This is a genomic window from Arthrobacter sp. MYb23, from assembly GCF_002979775.1.
In the GTDB taxonomy this organism is placed as follows: Bacteria; Actinomycetota; Actinomycetes; order Actinomycetales; family Micrococcaceae; genus Arthrobacter.
In genome coordinates this window covers 39,361-60,899 of sequence record NZ_PCPR01000007.1, presented here as the reverse complement: position 1 = coordinate 60,899, position 21,539 = coordinate 39,361, and the positions used below count along the sequence as shown (strand labels likewise).

Below are 21,539 nucleotides of genomic sequence, written 5' to 3'. Positions count from 1 at the left end.
AAGCGCATGCTAATTGGCTGGCGCGTGCTACTTAACTGCTGGTGCCGCATCAACGGCCCCTCCATAGCGACGGTCGCGTTTTGCATAAATCTCGACGGCGTCCCACAGGGTCCGTCTGTCCACGTCCGGCCACAACGTGTCCATGAAGACGAACTCCGCATACGCGGATTGCCACAACAGGAAGTTGGACAACCTCTGCTCCCCCGAGCTGCGGAGAAAGAGATCCACGTCAGGAAGGTCCGGCTCATCCAGATACTTCTGAATCGTCTTCTCCGAGACCGATCCCGGCTTCAGGCGGCCTGCAGCGACGTCATGAGCGATGGCCGAGACGGCATCGGCAATTTCTGCGCGGCCGCCGTAGTTAACACACATGGTCAAAGTGCAGGTGTCATTGGCGCGGGTATAGTCCTCGGCCTCTTCCAGCTCCTTGATCACCGATCCCCACAGGCGGGGGCGGCGTCCAGCCCAGCGGATCCGTACACCCCACTCATCCAATTGGTTGCGCTGGCGGCGTAGCACATCCTTGTTAAATCCCATGAGGAAACGAACTTCTTCGGGCGACCGGCGCCAGTTCTCAGTGGAGAACGCATAGACGCTGACGTACTTGATTCCGAGTTCAATGGCCCCGGCCATGACGTCCAGGAGCGCGGGCTCCCCCGCTTTATGCCCCTCAATCCGCGGGAGGCCACGCTGATTGGCCCAGCGCCCGTTGCCATCCATGACTATCGCGACATGCTGCGGGATGAACTCACTCGGAATGCTTGGCGGTACCGCCCCGGAAGGGTGTCCATAAGGGGCGACCACAGGAGTCGTCCTTGCCGCGATTGACTTGCTCTTCTTTCCAAGTACCACTGTCAGCTTCGCTCCACATGTTTGAGTGATTTCAAGGCCCGTTCAAGGTGCCATTGAAGGTAGCTTGCCACCAAGCCGGCGGCCTCCCGCCTATGCCGAGGGTCTGAAGCATCGGCGACGCTCCATGTGCCGGTCAGCAGGGCACCGAGCAGCACCACTGTTTCCGGTGCCGGAGCCGGTGAACCCGGGGGCCTGCAATCGCTGCACACCATGCCGCCTACGGGAGCGGCGAATGCCGTGTGAGGACCGGGACGGCCACAACGTGCACAATCGGTGAAGCTCGGCGCCCAGCCACCAGTGGCCAAAGCCCGTAATAGATAAGAATCTAGAATGAGTTCCGGCGGATGGTCCGAACGGCTTAGTGCAGCCAGGGCCCCAACCAGCAGATTGTAGTGTGCGGTCCCTGATTCGTTATCAGCATCCGTGAGCTTCTCGGCAGTCTCTGTCATGGCTGCAGCCACGGTAAAGCGCCCGTAATCGGCGGCGATACTGCTTCCGTACGCGCCTTTCGCCACGGCCTGGGTCACAATGTCCAAGGTCCGGCCTTGGACAAGTTGCAGATCCGCCACCATAAACGGCTCCAGGCGGGCTCCGAAGCGGCTGCTGGTCCTGCGGACGCCCTTGGCAACGGCACGAACCTGGCCATGGTGCTTGGTCAGCAAAGTGATGATTCGGTCCGCCTCACCCAACTTATGGGTGCGGAGCACCACGGCATCGTCCCGATAGGAGCGTGCTGCAAAAGACGGATTGGCCACAACTAATCTTCGCACTATGCCGGGGTCCGGCAGTGTTCGCCGGACCGTGTGGTGACGGGATTTCCCGTCACCACACGAGGGGCCCTTACGCCTGGGCGTCCCGAACGGCCCGGTTTACCGCCGAAATCAGGGCCTTGAGGGATGACGTGGTGGTGCTGGGATCAATTCCCACGCCCCACAAGACGCGCTCTCCCACAGCACACTCAACATATGCTGCTGCGCTGGCGCTGCCGCCTTCGGAGAGGGCGTGCTCGCTGTAATCCAGCACCCGCACGTCAACGCCGTCATGGTGCAGTATGTCCAGGAGGGCCGCGATGGGACCATTGCCGTGGCCCGTCCGGCGGACTTCGACGCCGTCGATCCGCAGGTTGGCGTTCATGGTCATTGCGCCGGATTCGTCCGTCTCGGTGCTCACGCTGCCCAATCCATAGCGGCCCCACTGGGCTTGCTCTTCGTCAGAGGGCAGGTACTCGTCCTGGAAGATCTGCCACAGCTGGGCACCGCTTACCTCGCCGCCCACGGCATCGGTGCGGCGCTGGATGACTCCGGAGAACTCAATCTGGGCCCGCCGGGGCAGATCCAGGTTGTGCTCGTTCTTCAGGAGGTACGCTACGCCGCCCTTGCCGGACTGCGAGTTGACGCGGATCACGGCTTCGTAGCTGCGGCCAAGATCCTTGGGATCGATGGGCAGGTAGGGCACCTGCCAGGTGAAGTCGTCCACCGCCTTTCCTGCAGCTGCAGCGTCCTTCTCCAACGCCTCGAAGCCCTTCTTGATGGCATCTTGGTGCGAACCGGAAAAAGCGGTAAAGACGAGGTCGCCACCGTAGGGTGAACGCTCCGGAACCGGCAGCTGGTTGCAGTACTCCACCGTGCGGCGGATTTCATCGATATCAGAGAAATCGATCATGGGGTCAACGCCCTGCACAAACATGTTCAGGCCCAGTGTCACCAAATCCACGTTGCCGGTGCGTTCGCCGTTGCCGAACAAGCAGCCTTCAATACGATCCGCACCTGCCAGGTACCCGAGTTCAGCAGCAGCTACGCCTGTTCCGCGGTCGTTGTGGGGGTGAAGGGAGATGATGATTCCCTCGCGGGGGTGCAGGTTGCGGTGCATCCACTCGATCGAGTCGGCGTAGACGTTGGGGGTTGCCATTTCAACGGTGGCAGGCAGGTTGATGATGACCTGCTTATCAGCAGATGCCTCAAAGACGTCCGCAATGGCATTGCACACACGGGCGGCGTACTCGAGCTCAGTTCCGGTAAAGGACTCCGGCGAGTATTCATACGTTATGTGTGTGTCCGTGAGGGTTTCTTCGTATTTCTTGCACAAGCGCGCACCCTGCAGGGCAATGTCCAGAATGCCGTCCTCGTCCTGGTTGAACACGACGCGACGCTGCAGTACGGAGGTGGAGTTATACAGGTGCACAATCGCCTGCTTGGCTCCAACCAGAGACTCGTAGGTGCGCTCGATCAAGTGCTCACGTGCCTGCGTCAGGACCTGGATGCTGACGTCGTCCGGAATATGGCCGCCCTCAATGAGCTGGCGAACGAAGTCGAAGTCCGTCTGCGAGGCCGAGGGGAAACCAACTTCGATCTCCTTGTACCCCATCTTGACCAGCAGCTGGAACATCTTCAGCTTGCGGGCCGGACTCATGGGGTCGATCAGCGCCTGGTTGCCATCGCGGAGGTCAACTGCACACCAACGCGGAGCCTTGGTGATGACTTTATCGGGCCAGGTACGGTCCGGGACCTCGACGCTAATCAGGTCTTGGAACGGCAGGTAGCGGTGAATCGGCATACCGGAGGGCTTTTGTGCATTACGCATGACGTGTGGCCTTTTCTCTAAGAACTAAGTGAAAGCTTAGCCGGACACAACGGAACTCCGCGGCGAGGATGGCCCAGCTTCAGATAGCTTTCAGGCCTCGCCGCGGCAGCTAAGAAGAAGCATCGCCGTACGCACAAATTCACAGTAACACGATGCGTATGATGACAGTGCAACACCTCATGCAACGTCCACTATGCAGACGCCGCGACGGTGGCAACGCCGGCTGCAGCGTCCACACAAGGAGCCACAGTGCCACAGTCGGGGATCTCTCTTTCGAATATCGATCACAGCGTCCGGCCCCAGGACGACCTCTATCAGCATGTCAACGGCGCGTGGCTCAACAGCACAACGATCCCTGACGACAGGCCACTGGAAGGTACCTTCACGGCCTTGCGGGATGGCGCCGAGTTGGCCGTCAAGGCGATCATTGAAGAAGCAGCCGCCAAGGGAGAGTCAGCCACTGGCGTCGAACAGAAGGTCGGCGGCCTTTATGCCAGCTTCATGGACGAAGAAGCAGCCGAAGCAAAGGGCCTGGAACCGGTGCGAAGCCGCCTTGATGAGGTCCAGGCGGTGGGTTCCGTCGAGGAACTCGCCGCCCTGATGGGACGTTTGTTCCGCTCAGACGTCTCCGGACTCTTCTCCATCTACCCAGCTCCGGACGCCGGCAACCCCGAGCGGATCCTTCTGTACATCGGGCAGGGCGGCTTGGGCTTGCCGGACGAGTCCTACTACCGCGAAGAAAAGTTCGCGGCCATTGTTGCCGCATACGGCGATTACATTGCCAAACTGTTCAACCTCGCGGGTATAGCGGACGCACAGGCTTCCTCACAGCGCATCGTCGCACTGGAAACCGCCTTGGCATCCCACCACTGGGACAACGTCACGCTGCGGGACCCCCAAAAGACCTACAACCTCAAGACCGCAGACGAAGCCGCAGCGATCTTCCCTCTTCTTGACACGTGGTTCCAGGCCGCGCGGGTAGACGCAGCAAAGACAAGCGAAATAGTGGTGAGCACTCCGGACTTCTTTGCAGGCGCTGCGGCTTTGCTGGAATCCGAGTCACTGGAAGCCTGGAAGGAATGGCTGACACTCCGGGTTCTCAGCTCGGCCGCCCCGTATCTTTCAACAGGGTTCGTCTCCACGAACTTCGACTTCTACGGCACCACGCTCAGTGGTACGCCGCAGAACAAAGAACGGTGGAAGCGCGGGGTGGCAGTGGTAGAAGCAGCCCTCGGCGAGGCAGTGGGCCAGATCTACGTTGACCGGCACTTCCCTGCGGGACACAAGGCAAGGATGGAGACACTCGTCTCAAACCTGATCGAAGCTTACCGGGAGAGTATCTCCTCCCTGGCGTGGATGGGCGAGGACACCAAAAAGGAGGCACTCAAGAAGCTGGACGCATTCCGGCCAAAGATTGGCTTCCCGGAGAAGTGGATCGACTACTCCGCCGTCGAGATCGACCCCAAGGATCTCCTCGGCAACGTGGAACGCGCCCATGATGCTGATGTTGACCGGCACTTGGATGAAATCGGTAAGCCGGTTGATCTGACAAAGTGGCTCATGACACCGCAGACGGTCAATGCCTATTACCATCCGATGCTCAACGAGATCGTCTTCCCTGCGGCCATCCTTCAGCCTCCGTTCTTCACTGCGGATGCCGATGATGCTGTGAACTATGGTGGCATCGGTGCGGTGATCGGCCACGAGATCGGCCATGGTTTCGACGACCAAGGATCCCAATTCGATGGCAGCGGCGCGCTTCGCAACTGGTGGACAGAGGACGACCGGACGGCCTTCGAAGCACTGACTGCGAAGTTGGTTGCCCAGTACGATGCCTTGTCCCCGTATGCCGCGCCGGACCATAAGGTCAATGGCAAGCTGACGCTGGGTGAAAACATCGGCGACCTCGGCGGCCTGACGATTGCGTACAAGGCCTACCTCCTCAGCCTGAACGGAGCCGAGCCGGAAGTCATTGACGGTTTTACGGGCTTCCAACGGTTCTTCATGTCGTGGGCTGCCGGTTGGCGCCAGGTGATCCGCGCCGAAGAAGCCATCCGAAGACTGGCTACCGACCCCCACTCCCCCAACGAGTTCCGCACCAACGCCATTGCCCGCAACCTCGACGCGTTCCATCAAGCGTTCGCCGTGACGGAAACCGACGGCATGTGGATGGAACCAGGGGAACGCGTCAGCATCTGGTAGTACTCAGCACCAGCAACGGCCGGCCAGTTGGATAACTGACCGGCCGTTGCTCTATGCGCTATTGCGGGAAAACTCAGCTACTGATCACTATTTCGCTACTGATCAATGTACAGAGGATTCACCTGTTGACACACGGCATCGTTGGCCGTTTGGTTGACCACATTGGACGGCACCGAGGCGGCACCGTAAGCGGTTCCGGTGCCGAAATCGGTACCCACGTAGAGCTGCACGCCCGCTACGCCCGGTGCTTCTTGGACCTGCGCGGCAGGAATGCCGAAGAGTGTAGCTACGTCGGCAGCCACTTCCGCAAAACCGGGCCCGTAGTACAGCACTGTCTGATCCACCGGGTTGGCCAAGTAGGACACGGCCTGGGTAAATCCGTTGCCGGTGAGCACAGTCATGAGTTCCTGTGCCCTGGTGGCAACGCCGCTGCCGTTGGCAACAGCTACGGGCTGGATGGCTTTGTCGTAGGCGGGTGCCGCGGGCGTGGTGGCCGTCGGCTGTGGGGCAGGACTTTCGCTGGGAGCGGGCGTGGACGTCGCACCTGGGTTTGTGAGGTCGAGGTCCGCACGAAGTGCCGCGAACAGCTGCGATGCCTGAGGTTCGATGAGTTCCAGCCGGTTAGGGTCCGCCGCCGCAGCCTGAGTGGGCACCGCGACGAATGCCACCTTGGAAACATCAATGTCCTTGAGCCGCCCACCAATGGTGAGCAGCGAAGGAACTGACGCCAGTCCCTCGTCCACCGTCAGGTTCTTGGTGACCACATCTGCGATCTGCAACAGCCTCTGCGGATTGCCCAGAGTTCCTTCGTCCTTGAGCTTCCTCGTGAGGGATGAGAGGAACGCCTGCTGGCCCTTGATACGCCCGAGGTCGCCTCCGTCGCCGAAAGCGTGCCTGGTCCTCAGGAATGCCAGTGCCTGTTCGCCCTCGACCAGGGAGTCGCCCTTGGCCAGGCGCAGCCGGGAATCCGGGTCAAACACCGGATCACTGACGCAGACGTTGACGCCACCCACGGCGTGGGAAAGCTCCTTGACGGCGTTGAAGTCCGCCATCATGAAGTGATCGATTTCCAGGCCGGTGAGCTTGTTGACAGTGTCCACGGCACAACCGATTCCGGCTTCGGCCATGGCCTCGTTGATCATAACGCCACTGCGGGCCGGGAAAGTCTGGTTGTTGGTGCGGTCCGTACATTGCGGCACGTCCACCAACAGGTCTCGCGGAAAACTCAAGACATTGACGCGTTTGTTGTCCGCGGATATATCCAGCAGCATCATGACGTCGGAGTGGCCGTACCCGGTGGAGTCTTCAGTACTGCCGTACTCGGCATTTTTGCCGTCACGGGTATCGGAACCGAGGATCAGGATCTGCAATCGATCCGTCTTGTCATCGGCCAAGGGGTCACCGGCGTTGCGGGTTTCCGCTGCGCTCAAGGGCGCCTTGGTGATGTTGTTCTGCAGGCGGATAAACCAGAAAGCGGCAAAGGCAACGCCTGCAACCAGCGCAACAGAAACCACGCCGGTAACGATCTTCAACCACATCGGCAGGCCTTTGGGCGCCTTCATGTGGCGAGGAGTACCGTCGGTATCCTCTCCATGGCGTGCCCCGGAAGGGCCAGCGGTGCCGGTGCCCTGCGGGCGGGCGTCACGACGTCGCACTATTTGGTTTACCTTTCATCAAACAGCTGGATCCCCGCAATCATAGTTGCCGTTTCTGAGAACTTCCTTATCGGGCCCCAAGCCACGCCGGATCCAGCGATGCCAATCAGAAGCCGAGTTTGACCAATTGCTTGGGATCTCGCTGCCAATCCTTGGCTACCTTGACGTGAAGATCGAGGTAAATCCGAGTGCCCAGCAGCGTTTCAATGCCTTTCCGGGCGTTGGTTCCCACTTCACGCAGCCGGCTTCCCCCCTTACCGATAATGATGGCCTTCTGGGAGGGGCGTTCGACGTAAAGATTCACCCGAACATCCAACAGCGGGTTGTCCTCAGTACGGCCTTCGCGGGGCACAATCTCCTCCACCACCACTGCGAGCGAGTGGGGAAGTTCATCGCGGACGCCCTCAAGGGCGGCTTCGCGAATGAGCTCAGCGATCATGACCGCCTCAGGCTCGTCAGTGAGTTCGCCGTCGGGATAAAGCGGCGGCGAAGGCGGCATGTGGCTGATCAGGACATCGGCAACAGTGGAAACCTGGAAGCCATCGGCGGCAGACACCGGCACGATGTCAGCCCACCCTTGCTCGCCAAGGACGTCGCGACCCAATGCGGCGACTGCGAGCAGTTGCTCAGTCAACGCCTGACGGTCCACAAGATCGGTCTTGGTCACCAGCGCCACGATGGGCTTGCGTCCGACGGCGGCCAGTTGAGCCGCGATGTATTTGTCGCCGGGTCCGATCTTCTCGTTTGCCGGCAGGCAGAACCCGATCGCGTCCACTTCCGACAAAGTATCGGCCACAAGGTCGTTGAGCCGCTTCCCCAGCAGCGTACGGGGCCGGTGGAGACCAGGGGTGTCCACGAGGATCAATTGGGCGTCTTCGCGGTGGACAATACCGCGGATGGTGTGCCGTGTTGTTTGCGGCTTGGCCGAGGTGATGGCCACCTTCTGCCCCACCAAGGCATTAGTCAGGGTGGACTTTCCAGCGTTGGGCCGGCCCACAAGCACCGAGAAGCCCGCGTGGAAGCCACCGAAATCAGCATCGGCGTCGAATTTCTTATTTTGCTTGCTCACGTGGAACTCCCTGTTGCGTTGAGTCGGCGTCATCGAGTAGGTCTTCAAAGTCAGTGTCTTCCTTTGGCATGGCTGCCGCAATGATGTGGCTGACCCTGTTTCGGCGACCCTCCAGCCTATCGGCCCGGAGCGAAATTCCGTTCACTTCGACGGCACTCCCCACAATGGGTACCTGACCAAGGGCTTTGGCGAGCAGACCGCCCACTGTATCCACTTCGTCGTCGTCAAGGTCGATGTCGAAAAGTTCACCCAGGTCATCGATGCTCATGCGGGCGCTGACGCGGTAGGTGCCATCGCCTAGACCTACAGCTTCTTCCGCGGCGGCGTCGTATTCATCCACGATCTCACCAACGATCTCCTCGATCAGGTCTTCAAGCGTGACCAACCCGGCGGTCCCGCCATACTCGTCGATGACGATGGCCACGTGTGTGGACTCCTTCTGGAGTTCCCTGAGAAGATCGCTGACCGGCTTGGACTCCGGGACATATCGCACGTCCCGTGCGAGCGAGTCGACATCGTGGGCTTGTAATCCGGGTTCCCTCCGATGCATGGCGGCAGCCACATCCTTGAGGTAGAGAATTCCACGGATCTGATCAGTGTTCTCACCGATGACCGGGATCCTTGAGTAGCCGGACCGCAGGAAAAGGCCCATCGCCGTTTCGAGATCCGAGCCCGTGCCGATGCTGACGATGTCGGTGCGGGGAACCATGACGGAACGCACCAACGTGTCACCGAAATCAAAAACCGAATGGATGAGTTCTGCCTCATTGTCTTCGATCATGTCCGACTCCGCGGCACGATCGACGAATTCACGGAACTCTTCTTCGCTGACGAAAGCATCGTCACCACTCGGGGCGCCGGGTGCAACCGCCTGTCCCAGAGCCACAAGCCAGCCGGGGATGGGTCCCAGTATCCAGCAAAGGAACCTGATGAGCGGTGCCGTGAAGCGAACGACGGGGCCAGAGTGCGCGCGGCCCAGTTGCCTGGGCGAAACGCCCACCAGGACGAAGCCGATCACCGCCATGATGCCCGTGGCTGCAAGTCCGGCGAGCCACACGTTGTCCAGCAGACTGTGCAGAACCACGGCGACGGCGACTGCTGCCGCCATTTCGAACCACACGCGCCAAAAACGCAGGGCGCGCATGTGGGCGATCGGGTTCTTGAGGATTCCCCCCAGCGCCTTGCCCTTGCTCCGTACGATGGATTGTTCGGCCTCATGCCGGGGCAGGAAGTTGAAGGCAGCCTCCGCCGCGGTCAGCAGCGCAACGAAGCTGAGGAAAACCAGCGCCATGCCGACCAGGATGATCGAGGTCACTGCATGGTCTCCATGGGGGCATCCTTGCCCAGGAATTCAGACAGCAGTTCGCGCTGCAAACCGAACATCTCTTCTTTTTCCTCTGGCTCGGCATGGTCGAAGCCCAGCAGGTGGAGAATGCCGTGGGTGGTCAGGAGCAACATCTCATCCTGCGTGGCGTGGCCGGCATTTCGCGCCTGCACCTCGGCCACCTGCGGGCAGATGGCGATGTCTCCCAACATTCCCTGCGGCGTGGGCTTGTCCGGAGTGCCCGGCGTCAGTTCGTCCATGGGGACGGACAAGACGTCCGTTGCACCGGGCTCGTCCATCAGCTCAATGTGGAGTTTCTCCATGGCCGGTTCATCGACAAGGAGGATGGACAGTTCCGCCTGGGGGTGGATGAACAAACGCTCAAAGATGAAGCGTGCCAACGTCACCAGTTGCGCTTCGTCCACCGCTACACCGGACTCGTTGTTTACTTCAATGCTCATTTACGAACTCCACGGTTGTACTGTGCTCCAGCTGTATTTGCAGCATCGCCGCTGTGTGCGTCATCCCACGTGCTGTAGGCGGAGACGATGTCGGCAACCAACCGGTGGCGCACGACGTCGGCTGCTTCGAGGATGGAGAAGTTGACGTCGTCAATTCCCTTCAGGATTTCCCTGACGATCCTCAAACCGGACGTCGAACCGGACGGCAGATCGATCTGCGTAACGTCACCGGTGACCACCATTTTTGAACCAAAGCCCAGACGGGTAAGGAACATCTTCATCTGCTCTGGAGTGGTGTTTTGTGCCTCGTCGAGGATGATGAAGGCGTCATTGAGCGTGCGTCCGCGCATGTAGGCCAAGGGTGCTACTTCGATGGTCCCTGCAGCCATCAGCCGCGGGATGGACTCGGGGTCCATCATGTCGTGCAACGCGTCATACAGCGGGCGGAGATAGGGGTCGATTTTGTCGCTCAGCGTGCCGGGGAGGAAACCCAGCCTCTCCCCCGCCTCCACTGCAGGCCGGGTCAGGATGATCCGGCTGACTTCCTTCGTCTGCAGGGCCTGCACTGCTTTGGCCATTGCCAAATAGGTCTTGCCAGTACCTGCCGGACCAATTCCAAAAATCACCGTGTTCTGGTCAATGGCATCAACATAGTTCTTCTGATTCAGCGTCTTGGGCCGAATGGTCTTGCCCCTGCTGGACAGGATGTTGTGCGTCAGGACATCGGCCGGATTCTGCACGGACTGGGCCCTCAGGAGGGACACGAGCTGTTGAAGGATGTCCGGAGTGACCACGGTCCCTTTAGCGACGAGCCCGCGGACTTCCTCCAGAAGACGCATGACACGTGGAATGACGGTGGAAGGACCTGTCATGGAGAGTTCGTTGCCCCGGACATGGAAGCTGACGTCCTGGAACTGTTCCTCGATGTACCGCAGGGCTTCGTCGTGGCTGCCCAACGAGTGAACCATCTGGTCGGAGTTGTCGAAGGTGACAACTTCCGTGCGCGTACCCGGTAGTGTGTGCGGGAACTCGGTGGGCGGCTGGTTGCCGTTTCCGGTCCTGAGCCGCCCGTTCAAAGATTCACTCATAGTGCTGGCCCTAGGGCCTTTTCTCCTCCGGTTGGTCGTGTTAACGCCATCGATTCGACATTCGCGGCCGCTGAAAGGTGCCTGTCCGGATGCCGGAATGTCTTCAATCCTACGCCAGCCTTGCGTCCGTGGAACCGAAACCGCCGCCACCATTGGAGCCCCGCTGTCATGTCATACATTTTGTCTCAACTCGGCATCAAGCGGGTATCAATCATGTTTCAGTTGGCGCCGGCCCGCCCAATCCCGGCTGACCGGCGTCGACGATGTGCCAAGCTGGCATAGCGGGTGGCATCGGCACCCTGCGGTCCCGCCCCGGCGGCAGGGTCCGCCAAGAGACACACGGTAAGGCAGGACACCCATTTCAGAGCCAGTAAGCATCGGAGATGGCGCGCACAAACGGACTAAGTCCGTCATCGCCGTGCCTGCGATGCTTGCTGTCCTGCTTCTCACCGGCTGCATAGCCAATGGCGGCGGCACCCAAGCCACCACGAGTCCGCCACCGGTCACTCTTCAGGACGCCCCTGCCAGCCACGCACCGCTGGAAACTACGCAGGCTTCCACGAAGATCCCTGTTTACTGGATTGGACGCAGCAAGGAAGAGGTTTACCTCTACCGTGAGTTCAGGGACATTTCCAGCGACGGAAACCCTGTGACCACCGCGCTCCGGATCATGATGTCCGAAAAACCCTTGGACCACGACTTCTTCACGCCATGGCAGGCCCCGGAGAGCCTGGCAACGTCCATCTCCGGCAAGAACGTCATCACCGTAGATATTTCGCGGGATGCCTTCAACTCAAACCTCGACGCCGGAATGGCGCAGCGCGCTGTCCAGCAGCTGGTCTACACAGCCACCGCAGCAGCCTCGTCCTCGGGACTCATAAACTCCGGCCAACAGATCCAAGTTGTCATCCTGGTTGACGGACACACGGACTACATGGCCTTCGGGCAGGTAAAACTCGGTCAACCCATGGAACGGAACGCGTCGTTGGTGGCCCCTCTATGGATTATCGATCCGCAGGAGGAAACAACACTGCCGGCCGGTGTGGTCAAGTTCAATGGCCGCAGCACCGACAGTTCACGGCCAGTCAACTGGCAGATATTGCAGGAGAACGGCAAGGGCGAAAAGACCAGCCTCTTCACTGGACAAACCCAGGCAACCGGCGAGCCGGGGCAGTACGGAGTTTTCACCTTCAGCGCCACGCTGAAGGCCGGAAAGTATGAGTTGCGGGTTTCACAAGTCGATGAAGCCGGTGCAACCATCGAAACGAGCATTGACACCCGCTTGTTCAACGTCGGATAACGGCGGGGTCGGATAACGGCGGGGCCGGATTGCTGCGATGTCGGATACCTGCGGGGGCTGACTACCAGCGGCCCAGAACGTCACTGGCAAGAACGACGGCGGCAGGTCCCGCCGTCGACGACCTCAAGACGTGGTGACCCAGGAGTGCCGTCACGGCTCCCGCGTCACTGAGCCGCGTTACCTCCCGCGGTGAAATCCCACCCTCCGGTCCAACGATCAAGAGGACCTCGCGAGGGGTCCCTTCGTCTCCAGTCCGGATCACCATTGACTCTTCGAGGACCGTCCGCAGGGGATTCTTGGCGTCTTCATGGAGGATGATGGCCAAGTCAGCGGCGGCGACGGCCTTCGCCAAAGCGCTGGTGTCCACAATGGACCGCACCTCAGGAATCCAAGCACGCCGTGCCTGCTTGGCTGCTGCAGTGACCACCGACTGCCATTTGGCATGCGCTTTGGCGGCCCGTTCACCCTTCCAACGCACTATTGCCCGTTCAGACTGCCACGGAATGACGGCGTCTATTCCCAGCTCCGTGGCAGTCTCGATGGCGAGTTCGTCCCTATCGCCTTTAGCCAGGGCCTGAACCAGCACCAGCCGGACCTCCGGTTGGGGCTCGAGGATTACCTCGGATGCCTTCACAGTCAGGGCGCTGGAACCGGCGTCAACCACCGTGCCGGTCAACCGCATGCCCGAACCATCAGCTATATCCACGGGCTCGCCCACAGCCAACCGCTTGACGGTGACTGCATGGCGGGCCTCGGCACCTTCCAACACAAACGTGGACCCGGGGATCAGCTGGTCAAGGCTGCCCGCCGGTGTAAAGAAAACCGGATTGCTCACCGCTACAGATTACCGAGCTTGTCCCGAAGCTTCGCGAACATTCCGCCGCTGGCCACAAGCTTTCCCTCGGTAAACTGCTCACCCCGCAGCTTGGCGAGCTGCTGCAGGAGTTCCTCCTGGGCGGGGTCGAGCTTGGTTGGGGTCTCCACGTGCAAGTGCACCTTGAGGTCACCGCGTCCATAGCCCCGGAGGTGCGTAACACCCAGGCCGCGCAGGGTAATGACTTCTCCGGATTGGGTACCGGCCTTCACATCCAGGTGCTGTGCGCCGTCGAAGGTGTCCAGCTGCAGCTCCGTACCCAGTGCTGCAGCGGTCATGGGCACGCTCAGGGTGGCGTGGAGGTCGTCACCTTCACGCATGAACATGGAATCGTTGTTGACCCTGATCTCCACATAGAGATCGCCGGCTGGGCCGCCTGCGGGTCCTGCTTCACCCTGCCCGGACAGCTGGATGCGCGTACCGGTGGCGACACCGGCCGGGACCTTGATGGTGAGGGAACGGCGGCTGCGGATGCGGCCCTGCCCGTTGCACTCGTTGCAGGGGTCCTTGATGACCGTGCCGAAGCCTTCACAGGATCCGCAAGGTGCGGTGGTCATGACCTGGCCGAGGATGGAACGGACAGCGCGCTGGACCTGGCCGCTGCCACCGCAAATGTCGCAGCGTTCCGGGTGAGTGCCGGGGCGGCAGCAACTGCCATCACAGGTGGGGCAAGTCACGGCAGTGTCCACTTCGAGCTTCCTGTTGACGCCGAACACGGCGTCTTTCAAGTCGATGCGGACGCTGATCAGCGCGTCCTGGCCGCGACGAACACGGGAGGCTGGTCCCCCGTGGCCGCCGCCTCCACCAAAGAAGGTGTCGAAGATGTCCTGGAACGCGAAACCCTGGCCGGCGTAGCCGCCACCGAAACCGTTGTCCGTGCCGTTCTCATTGCCCGTGGCGTCGTATACGCGTCGCTTCTGGGGATCGGACAGTACCTCGTAGGCGTGCGTCACGGCCTTGAACTGTTCGGCCACATCTTCACCGGGGTTTACGTCAGGGTGCAGTTTCCGCGCCAACTTGCGGTACGCCTTTTTGATCTCTTCCCCGGTGGCTTCCGGCGAGACTCCCAAAACGTCATAGTGGCTGCTCAAAGTCGGTATCTCTTCCTTGTTGTACTGCGGATGTTTCCTCGGACCGGCGTTCAGCCGCCGAGGATGCGGGATAGGTAACGGGCCACGGCGCGAACGGCTGCCATGGTGGTGGGATAGTCCATGCGGGTGGGACCAAGAATTCCCACCTTCGCACCGGAGCCATATCCCGTAGCTACGACGGAGGCCTCCGCCAAGCCGTCGTATGGATTTTCACGTCCAATGCTCACGGTGACGCCACGGGGATCATCCCCCATGTCAGACAACAACCGGAGCATGACAACTTGTTCCTCAAGGGCTTCCAGCACCGGGCCGATGCTCAGGGGGAAATCCACGTTGGAGCGGGCCAGGTTTGCCGTTCCCGCCATCAGGATGCGCTCTTCGCGGCTGGTGTCACTCAACGATTGGAGCCCCTGGGCCAACGTCTGGGCCAGGCTGCGGAGCTCCGGCGGACACAGGGCCACTACGGACGGAAGCACTTGTGGCAAAAGAGCCAGTTGGGTGCCGGCAATGTTGCCAAGGAAGCGGGACCTCAGAAGCATCAAGGCCTCATTGCTGACGTCAGAGCCGGCGTCGATCACCTTCTGCCCAACGCTGCCGGTGTCCGCGATCAGGACCACCAGCACCTGTTGAGGGGCCAACTGGACAAATTCCACGTGACGGACCAAAGCGCGATTGGAATGCGGGTACTGCACGACGGCGACCTGATTGGTCAGTTGCGACAAGAGCCTTACAGTGCGCTCCAGGATATCTTCAACATCATCCGGGCCCTCGAGCAACGAATGGATGGCCCTGCGTTCGGCTGCGGAGAGCGGTTTGACCTGCGAAATGCGGTCAACGAAGAGGCGATAGCCCTTATCGGTGGGAATTCGCCCTGCGCTGGTGTGGGGCGCCGCAATCAGGCCTTCTTCTTCCAGGACCGCCATGTCATTTCTGATGGTGGCGCTGGAAACGCCAAGATGGTGCCGCTCCACGAGGGCTTTCGACCCCACAGGTTCCCTGGAGTGTACGTAGTCCTCAACGATGGCACGCAGCACTTCGAGCTTGCGCGGCTCACTCATAGCACCACCTCCTGACGACTGCCATGGTCGCTCCGACCGGTCAACGCGGGATCACCCCAGGACTCCACACTTAGCACTCAACATGCCCAAGTGCTAACAAGTCTAGTATGAGCCACCCCGTTGTTAGCATTGAAACCTGCCGCGGCCGGCTTCGGCCCGCACCATAAACCAGCACAAAAGGTAGGAATCCCTTGGCTTTGAACAATTGGGGTCCGCAGGATCTGTCCGCTCCAGCCAAAAAACAATTGCCGGAAGTAGCCGTCCAACGGGGGATGGTCCTCGAGGACGTGCAGTCGGGCTGGGTGGGCGAAGTCACGCGTGTAGAGAAATCGGGCGGCATGCACGTGGTGTCCCTTGAAGACCGGCGGGGAAAGACCAAATCGTTCCAACTGGGATTTGGCTTCCTGCTTGAAGGGCAGGCCATACGGTTGATGCCTCCCGCCCCGCGCCCCGCCGCGTCCACCGTTCCGTCCGGCCGGACGGCTTCAGGATCCGTGAGGGTCCAGGGACAACGGGCGCAAGTAGCCAAGGCCAGCCGCATCTGGGTGGAAGGAAAACACGACGCCGAGCTCGTAGAGAAGGTCTGGGGAGACGACCTGCGAGTGGAGGGCATCGTGGTGGAGCCACTGCATGGCGTTGATGATTTGAAGTCCGCCATCGCCGACTTCAATCCCGGTTCAGGCCGCCGGCTTGGCATCCTCGTGGACCACCTTGTGCCCGGCTCCAAAGAGTCCCGCATCGCCGCCGACGCCATGACAGTGCCCGGAGCTGCGGGAAACGTCCTCATTGTTGGACACCCCTACGTGGATGTCTGGCAAGCAATCCGGCCCAAGGTCCTGGGCATTGACGCGTGGCCCGCCGTGCCTCGCGGGATCGATTGGAAGACGGGAATCCTCACTGCCTTCGGCTGGCCGCACGAGACCGCTGAGGACGTAGGCTTGGGCTGGCAACGACTCCTGGGTGCCGTCCGCACATATGCCGACCTTGAGGCATCGTTGTTGGGTCGCGTCGAAGAGGTCATTGATTTCTTGACGGTTCCCTGAGATGGAGGCTCGCAAGTATCAGCAAGTACCGTGTCAAAGTGGCTTTGGTCCGGGGAAGTCTGTTGGGGCCGGTATTCTGGGACAGCAACACCGCAGCATCTTTACAGCAAAGGGAAGACACCGTGGCAGATAACGCTCCTGAAGAACCGGGCAGCGCCGCAGGCCGGCCCCAGTACCACGGCGCGCCTGCCAACGCACTCCCGTTGACGGCCGGCGAGGACAGGCAATGGGCTACCCTGGCCCACTTTGGCGGCATCCTGGGATGCCTGCCGTCTCTTTTGATCTACTTGATTTTCCGGGATCGCGGACCGTTCACCGCGCAGGAATCCAAAGAAGCGCTGAACTTCACACTGCCTCCCACCATCGCCGCTGTTCTGGCCAATGTCCTGGTCCTGCTGCCCGTGGTGGGAAACATCTTCGCCGTCATTGCCACCGCAATCTGGGTGGCCCTGACGTGTTTCTCCGTCTCGGCAGGCATCCGTGTAAACCACGGACAGCCTCACCGATACAAAATCAACCTGCGCTGGATCAAGTAACTCACCGGCCGCCCTGTCAGGGCGGCCGCTCGGTCAGGTAGCACCTGTCAGTCAGCCGCGCAGTAATGTGCGGTCAGTCTGGCAGAATCCTTCGGACTACGGCGTCAGCCAGGAGCCTACCCTTCAGCGTCAGGACGAGGCGGCCTTTGAACGCCTGTACAGGGTCCACCAGTTGGTCAGCAATGAGGCCTGCCATCGCGTGCCGTCCGATCGCGCCCAAGGCATCCACGGACAATCCCGTGCCGAGCCGGGCCTCAAGCATGATGCGCTCGACTTCCCGGGTTTCGGCGTCGAGAGTTTCCCGCCCGGCAGCCGGAGAGCTTGCGTTACCGAGCCTTGAGGCGTACGCCGTGGGGTGCTTGACGTTCCACCACCGGACACCTCCGACGTGGGAGTGTGCGCCGGGCCCGATGCCCCACCAATCATCTCCCCGCCAGTAGGCAAGATTGTGACGGCAAGCTTGGTCCGGTGTCCGTGACCAATTGCTGACCTCATACCAGTTCAGGCCCGCTTCGGAGATCAATCTGTCTGCCAGCTCGTATTTGGAGGCGTGGTCGTCGTCATCAATGCCCGGTACCTCACCGCGACGTATCTGGGCGGCGAGTTTGGTGCCGTCCTCCACAATCAACGCATAGGCACTGATGTGGTCAGGTTGGTAGGACAACGCCGTTTCAAGGGACAACTGCCAGTCAGCCATGGACTCTCCGGGGGTGCCGTAGATGAGGTCCAGGCTCACGGCAAGGCCGGCCTCACGCGCCCACTGCACCACAAGGGGCACTCGGCTCGGCGTGTGGGTGCGGTCCAGGACTTTCAGAACGTGCGGGACGGCTGACTGCATGCCAAAAGAGACCCGGGTGAACCCTGCATCGGCCAGAATCTTCAGGGATTCAGGAGTCACGGAATCAGGATTGGCCTCGGTAGAGACTTCGGCGCCGGGCTCAAGGCCCCAGTGGCCGATGGCGGCCTTCAGTATCCCAGCCAGGTCTTCTGCCGGGAGAAGAGTGGGAGTGCCACCACCAAAGAAGACGGTACTGAGGGGACGTCTGGGCAGTCCGGAGGCGTCCAGCGCCAGCGAGGCGAAGTCCAATTCAGTGACGGCGGTAGCAGCGTACGCGTCCTGAGAGGCGCCACCACCGAGCTCCGTGGCTGTGTAGGTGTTGAAATCGCAGTAGCCACAACGTACTGCGCAGAATGGTATGTGGACATAGAGCCCGAACTTACGGTGCTCGACGCCTGCCAACACCTGCGGAGGCAAGATGCCGTCCGCAGGTGCCGGGTCGCCCAAAGGTAGGACGCTGGGCATTTACTTCTTGGCCTTGTCCTTGGACTCATCGGTGGTCAGGGCTGCGATGAATGCCTCTTGGGGCACCTCCACGCGACCCACCATCTTCATGCGTTTCTTGCCTTCTTTTTGCTTCTCGAGCAGCTTGCGCTTACGCGTGATGTCACCGCCGTAGCACTTGGCAAGAACGTCCTTGCGGATGGCCCGGATGCTCTCGCGGGCAATGATGCGGGATCCGATGGCGGCCTGGATGGGCACCTCGAATTGCTGCCGCGGAATAAGCTCCCGGAGCTTCCCGGTCATCATCACGCCGTAGGCGTAGGCCTTATCGCGGTGGGTGATGGCGCTGAAGGCGTCCACTTGCTCGCCCTGCAACAGGATGTCCACCTTGACGAGGTCAGCCACCTGCTCGCCGTCGGCCTTCCAGTCCAGCGAGGCGTAACCGCGGGTCTTGGACTTCAGGAGGTCGAAGAAGTCGAACACGATCTCTGCCAGCGGGATCCAGTAGCGAAGCTCCACGCGGTCCTCGGACAAGTAGTCCATGCCGCGCATCTGGCCGCGCCGGCTTTGGCACAGCTCCATGATGGAACCCACGAATTCATTGGGCGCCAGAATGGTTGCGGACACCATCGGTTCGCGGACCTCGGAGATTTTGCCCGTGGGGTATTCGCTGGGGTTGGTCACGTGGATAACCTTTTTGTCCTCGAGGGTTACCTCGTACTCCACGTTGGGAGCAGTGGAGATGAGGTCAAGGTTGTACTCCCGCTCGAGGCGCTCACGCGTGATCTCGAGGTGAAGCAACCCCAGGAATCCTACGCGGAAACCGAAGCCCAGTGCCGCGGACGTCTCTGGCTCATAAACCAGCGCGGCATCGTTGAGCATCAGTTTTTCGAGGGCGTCACGGAGTACCGGGTAGTCCGTGCCGTCCAACGGGTAAAGACCCGAGAAGACCATCGGCTTGGCGTCGGCGTAACCGCTCAACGACTCCGACGCCGGTTTGGCAAGGTTAGTGACAGTATCGCCAACCTTGGACTGGCGGACATCCTTAACACCCGTAATCAGGTAGCCCACCTCGCCCACACCGAGACCCTTGGACGGCGTGGGCTCCGGGGAGCTGACACCAATCTCCAGGAGCTCATGCGTTGCCCGGGTGGACATCATCTGAATACGTTCACGCGGATGGAGCATGCCGTCCACCACACGGACGTAGGTCACCACGCCGCGGTAGGTGTCATAGACGGAGTCGAAGATCATGGCGCGGGCCGGAGCGTTGGGATCGCCAACCGGGGCAGGGAGATCGCGGACAATCTTGTCCAGCAACGCCTCGACGCCTACTCCGGTTTTGCCGGAAACCTTGAGGACGTCCTCGGGATCGCCACCGATGAGGTTGGCAAGCTCTGCCGCATACTTTTCAGGCTGGGCGGCCGGGAGGTCGATCTTGTTCAGCACAGGAATGATGGTGAGGTTGTTTTCCATTGCCAGATACAGGTTGGCAAGGGTTTGGGCCTCAATGCCCTGGGCCGCATCAACCAGCAGCACAGCGCCTTCACAAGCGGCCAGGGAGCGGGAAACCTCATAGGTGAAGTCGACGTGGCCAGGGGTATCGATCATGTTCAGCGCGTAGCTGTTGCCATCAAGTTCCCATGGCATGCGGACAGCCTGGGACTTGATGGTGATACCGCGCTCACGTTCGATATCCATGCGGTCCAGATACTGGGCCTTCATGTCGCGTTTGCTAACGACGCCGGTGTACTGCAGCATGCGATCGGCCAAGGTGGACTTACCGTGGTCAATGTGGGCAATGATGCAGAAGTTCCGGATGATGGCCGGATCTGTAGCGGCGGGCACCGGTGCGGTGCGGGCCATGGGAGACACGCAGGATCCTTACTGTCGACACTCGCGCGGCAATTCCTGGAACCGGGCATAGGCCAGCCGGAACACGCCGCGCATCTGATCCTCTAGTCTCCCATGAACCGGCGCTTCGCCGTACATTGCGCCTCCGGCTTTGGCAGCATCCGGCTGTAGCGTTGTCACATGGCTTTCGACTTGCGCCCCGTGGGCAAACTTCTCCTGCGATCACTCAGGGCACTCCGAGGCAGCGCCACCAAAGCCGGAACACCGTCAGGCACGTCCAGGCAGGTCCCTTCCAGCCAGCGAACCGGGCGGACTGCCGTCGGGCCTCAATCCGGGTCCTACCCGGGCGACTATCGCGGTTCGGTCAAAGTCAACTACTCCCCCAAGCCGGATGGCCAGCCGGATCCCGGGGAGATCGTGTGGAGCTGGGTCCCCTACGAAGAGGACCACACGCAAGGCAAGGACCGGCCCGTCCTTCTGGTTGGTCGGGACGGCACGTGGCTTTTAGGGCTCATGTTGACGTCCCAGGACCACGACAACGGCAGCAGGGCTGGAGACTACGTTGATATCGGCGCTGGTTCCTGGGATCGGCAAGGCAGGCCAAGTGAGATCAACGTCGACCGCGTCATCCGCCTGGATCCCCAGGCTGTCCGTCGCGAGGGCGCAGTCCTGGGAAAGTCGAAGTTCCAGGAAGTAGTCCGGGCCCTTCAAGAGCGGCGATAGCGATGCTGAGCCCTCAGACCTGCGCGGGCTCTGACTTTCTGCTATCCTTTATAGCTGTGTGTCCGTGCAGGTCGACGGCCACGCATGGTTGGCTGCCATAGGCATCCCCACGCCGCTCAGTCGATGGCCAACCTGAAAACCCTCTAGACCATTTCCGCATTAAAAAGAGAGTTCATACGTGGCTAATATCAAGTCCCAGAAGAAGCGCATCCTCACCAACGAGAAGGCTCGCCTGCGTAACAACGCCGTCAAGTCTGAGCTGAAGACGGCCATCCGCGCCGTCAGCACCGCCGTTGAGTCTGCCGACAAGGATGCTGCTGGAACTGCACTTGTTGCTGCCAGCCGCAAGCTGGACAAGGCTGTCAGCAAGGGCGTTATTCACAAGAACAACGCTGCAAACCGCAAGTCGGCGATCTCCAAGAAGGTCAACGCACTCTAAGGTTTTTCCAGTTCGACTGAGCTGATCAAAAGGCCGGCACCCCTTGGGTGCCGGCCTTTGGGTTTAACAAGCAATGCCTTGTTTAGCCGGGAAGTCAGCGCTGCGCGT

General features: G+C 60.8%; 19 protein-coding genes. 6 read left to right on the top strand and 13 right to left on the bottom strand.

Annotated features, from left to right (window positions below):
- Positions 1–27: 27 nt before the first annotated feature.
- The 3 genes from CQ020_RS09915 to leuA form a co-directional block, all read right to left on the bottom strand.
- Complete coding sequence (locus CQ020_RS09915; protein ID WP_105691699.1) at positions 28–852, bottom strand: isoprenyl transferase; 825 nt, start codon at positions 850–852, stop codon at positions 28–30.
- A gap of 2 nt (positions 853–854) precedes the next feature.
- Complete coding sequence (gene recO, locus CQ020_RS09910; protein WP_105691698.1) at positions 855–1,607, bottom strand: DNA repair protein RecO; 753 nt, start codon at positions 1,605–1,607, stop codon at positions 855–857.
- A gap of 85 nt (positions 1,608–1,692) precedes the next feature.
- Positions 1,693–3,432, bottom strand: a complete 1,740-nt coding sequence (leuA, locus tag CQ020_RS09905; protein WP_105691697.1) for a 2-isopropylmalate synthase — start codon at positions 3,430–3,432, stop codon at positions 1,693–1,695.
- Between the two features lie 249 nt (positions 3,433–3,681).
- Here leuA and CQ020_RS09900 point away from each other — a divergent pair, with 249 nt between their 5' ends.
- On the top strand, positions 3,682–5,634 hold the full coding sequence (locus tag CQ020_RS09900) for a M13 family metallopeptidase (RefSeq protein ID WP_105691696.1): 1,953 nt from the start codon (positions 3,682–3,684) through the stop codon (positions 5,632–5,634).
- A 95-nt stretch (positions 5,635–5,729) separates the two neighbouring features.
- Here CQ020_RS09900 and CQ020_RS09895 read toward each other — a convergent pair whose 3' ends face one another.
- The 5 genes from CQ020_RS09895 to CQ020_RS09875 all read right to left on the bottom strand — a co-directional run bounded on the left by CQ020_RS09895 (position 5,730) and on the right by CQ020_RS09875 (position 11,231).
- The gene (locus tag CQ020_RS09895) at positions 5,730–7,289 is read right to left on the bottom strand and encodes an LCP family protein (RefSeq protein WP_105691695.1); all 1,560 of its coding nucleotides are present in this window, start codon (positions 7,287–7,289) and stop codon (positions 5,730–5,732) included.
- A 106-nt stretch (positions 7,290–7,395) separates the two neighbouring features.
- Complete coding sequence (era, locus tag CQ020_RS09890) at positions 7,396–8,358, bottom strand: GTPase Era (RefSeq protein ID WP_105691694.1); 963 nt, start codon at positions 8,356–8,358, stop codon at positions 7,396–7,398.
- Positions 8,342–9,673 carry a hemolysin family protein gene (locus tag CQ020_RS09885; protein WP_105691693.1) on the bottom strand — a complete coding sequence of 444 codons (1,332 nt, stop codon included), beginning with the start codon at positions 9,671–9,673 and terminating at the stop codon, positions 8,342–8,344. The genes era and CQ020_RS09885 overlap by 17 nt, the downstream gene beginning before the upstream one ends.
- Complete coding sequence (ybeY, locus tag CQ020_RS09880; protein ID WP_024816790.1) at positions 9,670–10,143, bottom strand: rRNA maturation RNase YbeY; 474 nt, start codon at positions 10,141–10,143, stop codon at positions 9,670–9,672. Before ybeY ends, CQ020_RS09885 begins: the two co-directional genes overlap by 4 nt.
- On the bottom strand, positions 10,140–11,231 hold the full coding sequence (locus CQ020_RS09875) for a PhoH family protein (protein WP_105691692.1): 1,092 nt from the start codon (positions 11,229–11,231) through the stop codon (positions 10,140–10,142). The genes ybeY and CQ020_RS09875 overlap by 4 nt, the downstream gene beginning before the upstream one ends.
- 427 nt (positions 11,232–11,658) lie before the next feature.
- Here CQ020_RS09875 and CQ020_RS09870 point away from each other — a divergent pair, with 427 nt between their 5' ends.
- Positions 11,659–12,531 (top strand): GerMN domain-containing protein, encoded by an 873-nt coding sequence (locus CQ020_RS09870; RefSeq protein ID WP_105691691.1) that lies wholly within the window; start codon positions 11,659–11,661, stop codon positions 12,529–12,531.
- Between the two features lie 61 nt (positions 12,532–12,592).
- Here the strand turns inward: CQ020_RS09870 and CQ020_RS09865 are convergent, their stop codons facing one another.
- Genes CQ020_RS09865 through hrcA form a run of 3 tightly spaced genes read right to left on the bottom strand, consistent with a single transcriptional unit; the run spans position 12,593 to position 15,554 of the window.
- Positions 12,593–13,366 carry a 16S rRNA (uracil(1498)-N(3))-methyltransferase gene (locus CQ020_RS09865; protein WP_105691690.1) on the bottom strand — a complete coding sequence of 258 codons (774 nt, stop codon included), beginning with the start codon at positions 13,364–13,366 and terminating at the stop codon, positions 12,593–12,595.
- Between the two features lie 2 nt (positions 13,367–13,368).
- Positions 13,369–14,496 (bottom strand): molecular chaperone DnaJ, encoded by a 1,128-nt coding sequence (dnaJ, locus tag CQ020_RS09860; RefSeq protein WP_105691689.1) that lies wholly within the window; start codon positions 14,494–14,496, stop codon positions 13,369–13,371.
- Positions 14,497–14,546: 50 nt separating this feature from the next.
- Positions 14,547–15,554, bottom strand: a complete 1,008-nt coding sequence (gene hrcA / locus CQ020_RS09855; RefSeq protein ID WP_105691688.1) for a heat-inducible transcriptional repressor HrcA — start codon at positions 15,552–15,554, stop codon at positions 14,547–14,549.
- Positions 15,555–15,745: 191 nt separating this feature from the next.
- On the opposite strand from hrcA, the gene CQ020_RS09850 reads away from it, so the two are divergent.
- Together CQ020_RS09850 and CQ020_RS09845 are read left to right on the top strand one after the other, a co-directional pair.
- Positions 15,746–16,597 (top strand): DUF3097 domain-containing protein, encoded by an 852-nt coding sequence (locus CQ020_RS09850; protein ID WP_105691687.1) that lies wholly within the window; start codon positions 15,746–15,748, stop codon positions 16,595–16,597.
- 122 nt (positions 16,598–16,719) lie between these two features.
- Complete coding sequence (locus CQ020_RS09845) at positions 16,720–17,133, top strand: DUF4870 domain-containing protein (protein ID WP_105691686.1); 414 nt, start codon at positions 16,720–16,722, stop codon at positions 17,131–17,133.
- 73 nt (positions 17,134–17,206) lie between these two features.
- Here CQ020_RS09845 and hemW read toward each other — a convergent pair whose 3' ends face one another.
- A complete protein-coding gene (gene hemW, locus CQ020_RS09840; protein WP_105691685.1) occupies positions 17,207–18,436 on the bottom strand; it encodes a radical SAM family heme chaperone HemW in 1,230 nt (409 codons plus the stop codon).
- Entirely contained in the window at positions 18,437–20,290 is a 1,854-nt protein-coding gene (gene lepA / locus CQ020_RS09835) for a translation elongation factor 4 (RefSeq protein WP_024816799.1), read from the bottom strand.
- Positions 20,291–20,449: 159 nt separating this feature from the next.
- Between lepA and CQ020_RS09830 the strand changes: the two genes are divergently transcribed.
- Positions 20,450–20,992: a type II toxin-antitoxin system PemK/MazF family toxin gene (locus CQ020_RS09830; protein ID WP_105691684.1), complete on the top strand. Its 543-nt coding sequence runs from the start codon at positions 20,450–20,452 to the stop codon at positions 20,990–20,992.
- A gap of 178 nt (positions 20,993–21,170) precedes the next feature.
- Positions 21,171–21,431 (top strand): 30S ribosomal protein S20, encoded by a 261-nt coding sequence (rpsT, locus tag CQ020_RS09825; RefSeq protein WP_024816801.1) that lies wholly within the window; start codon positions 21,171–21,173, stop codon positions 21,429–21,431.
- The last annotated feature ends 108 nt before the right edge of the window (positions 21,432–21,539 follow it).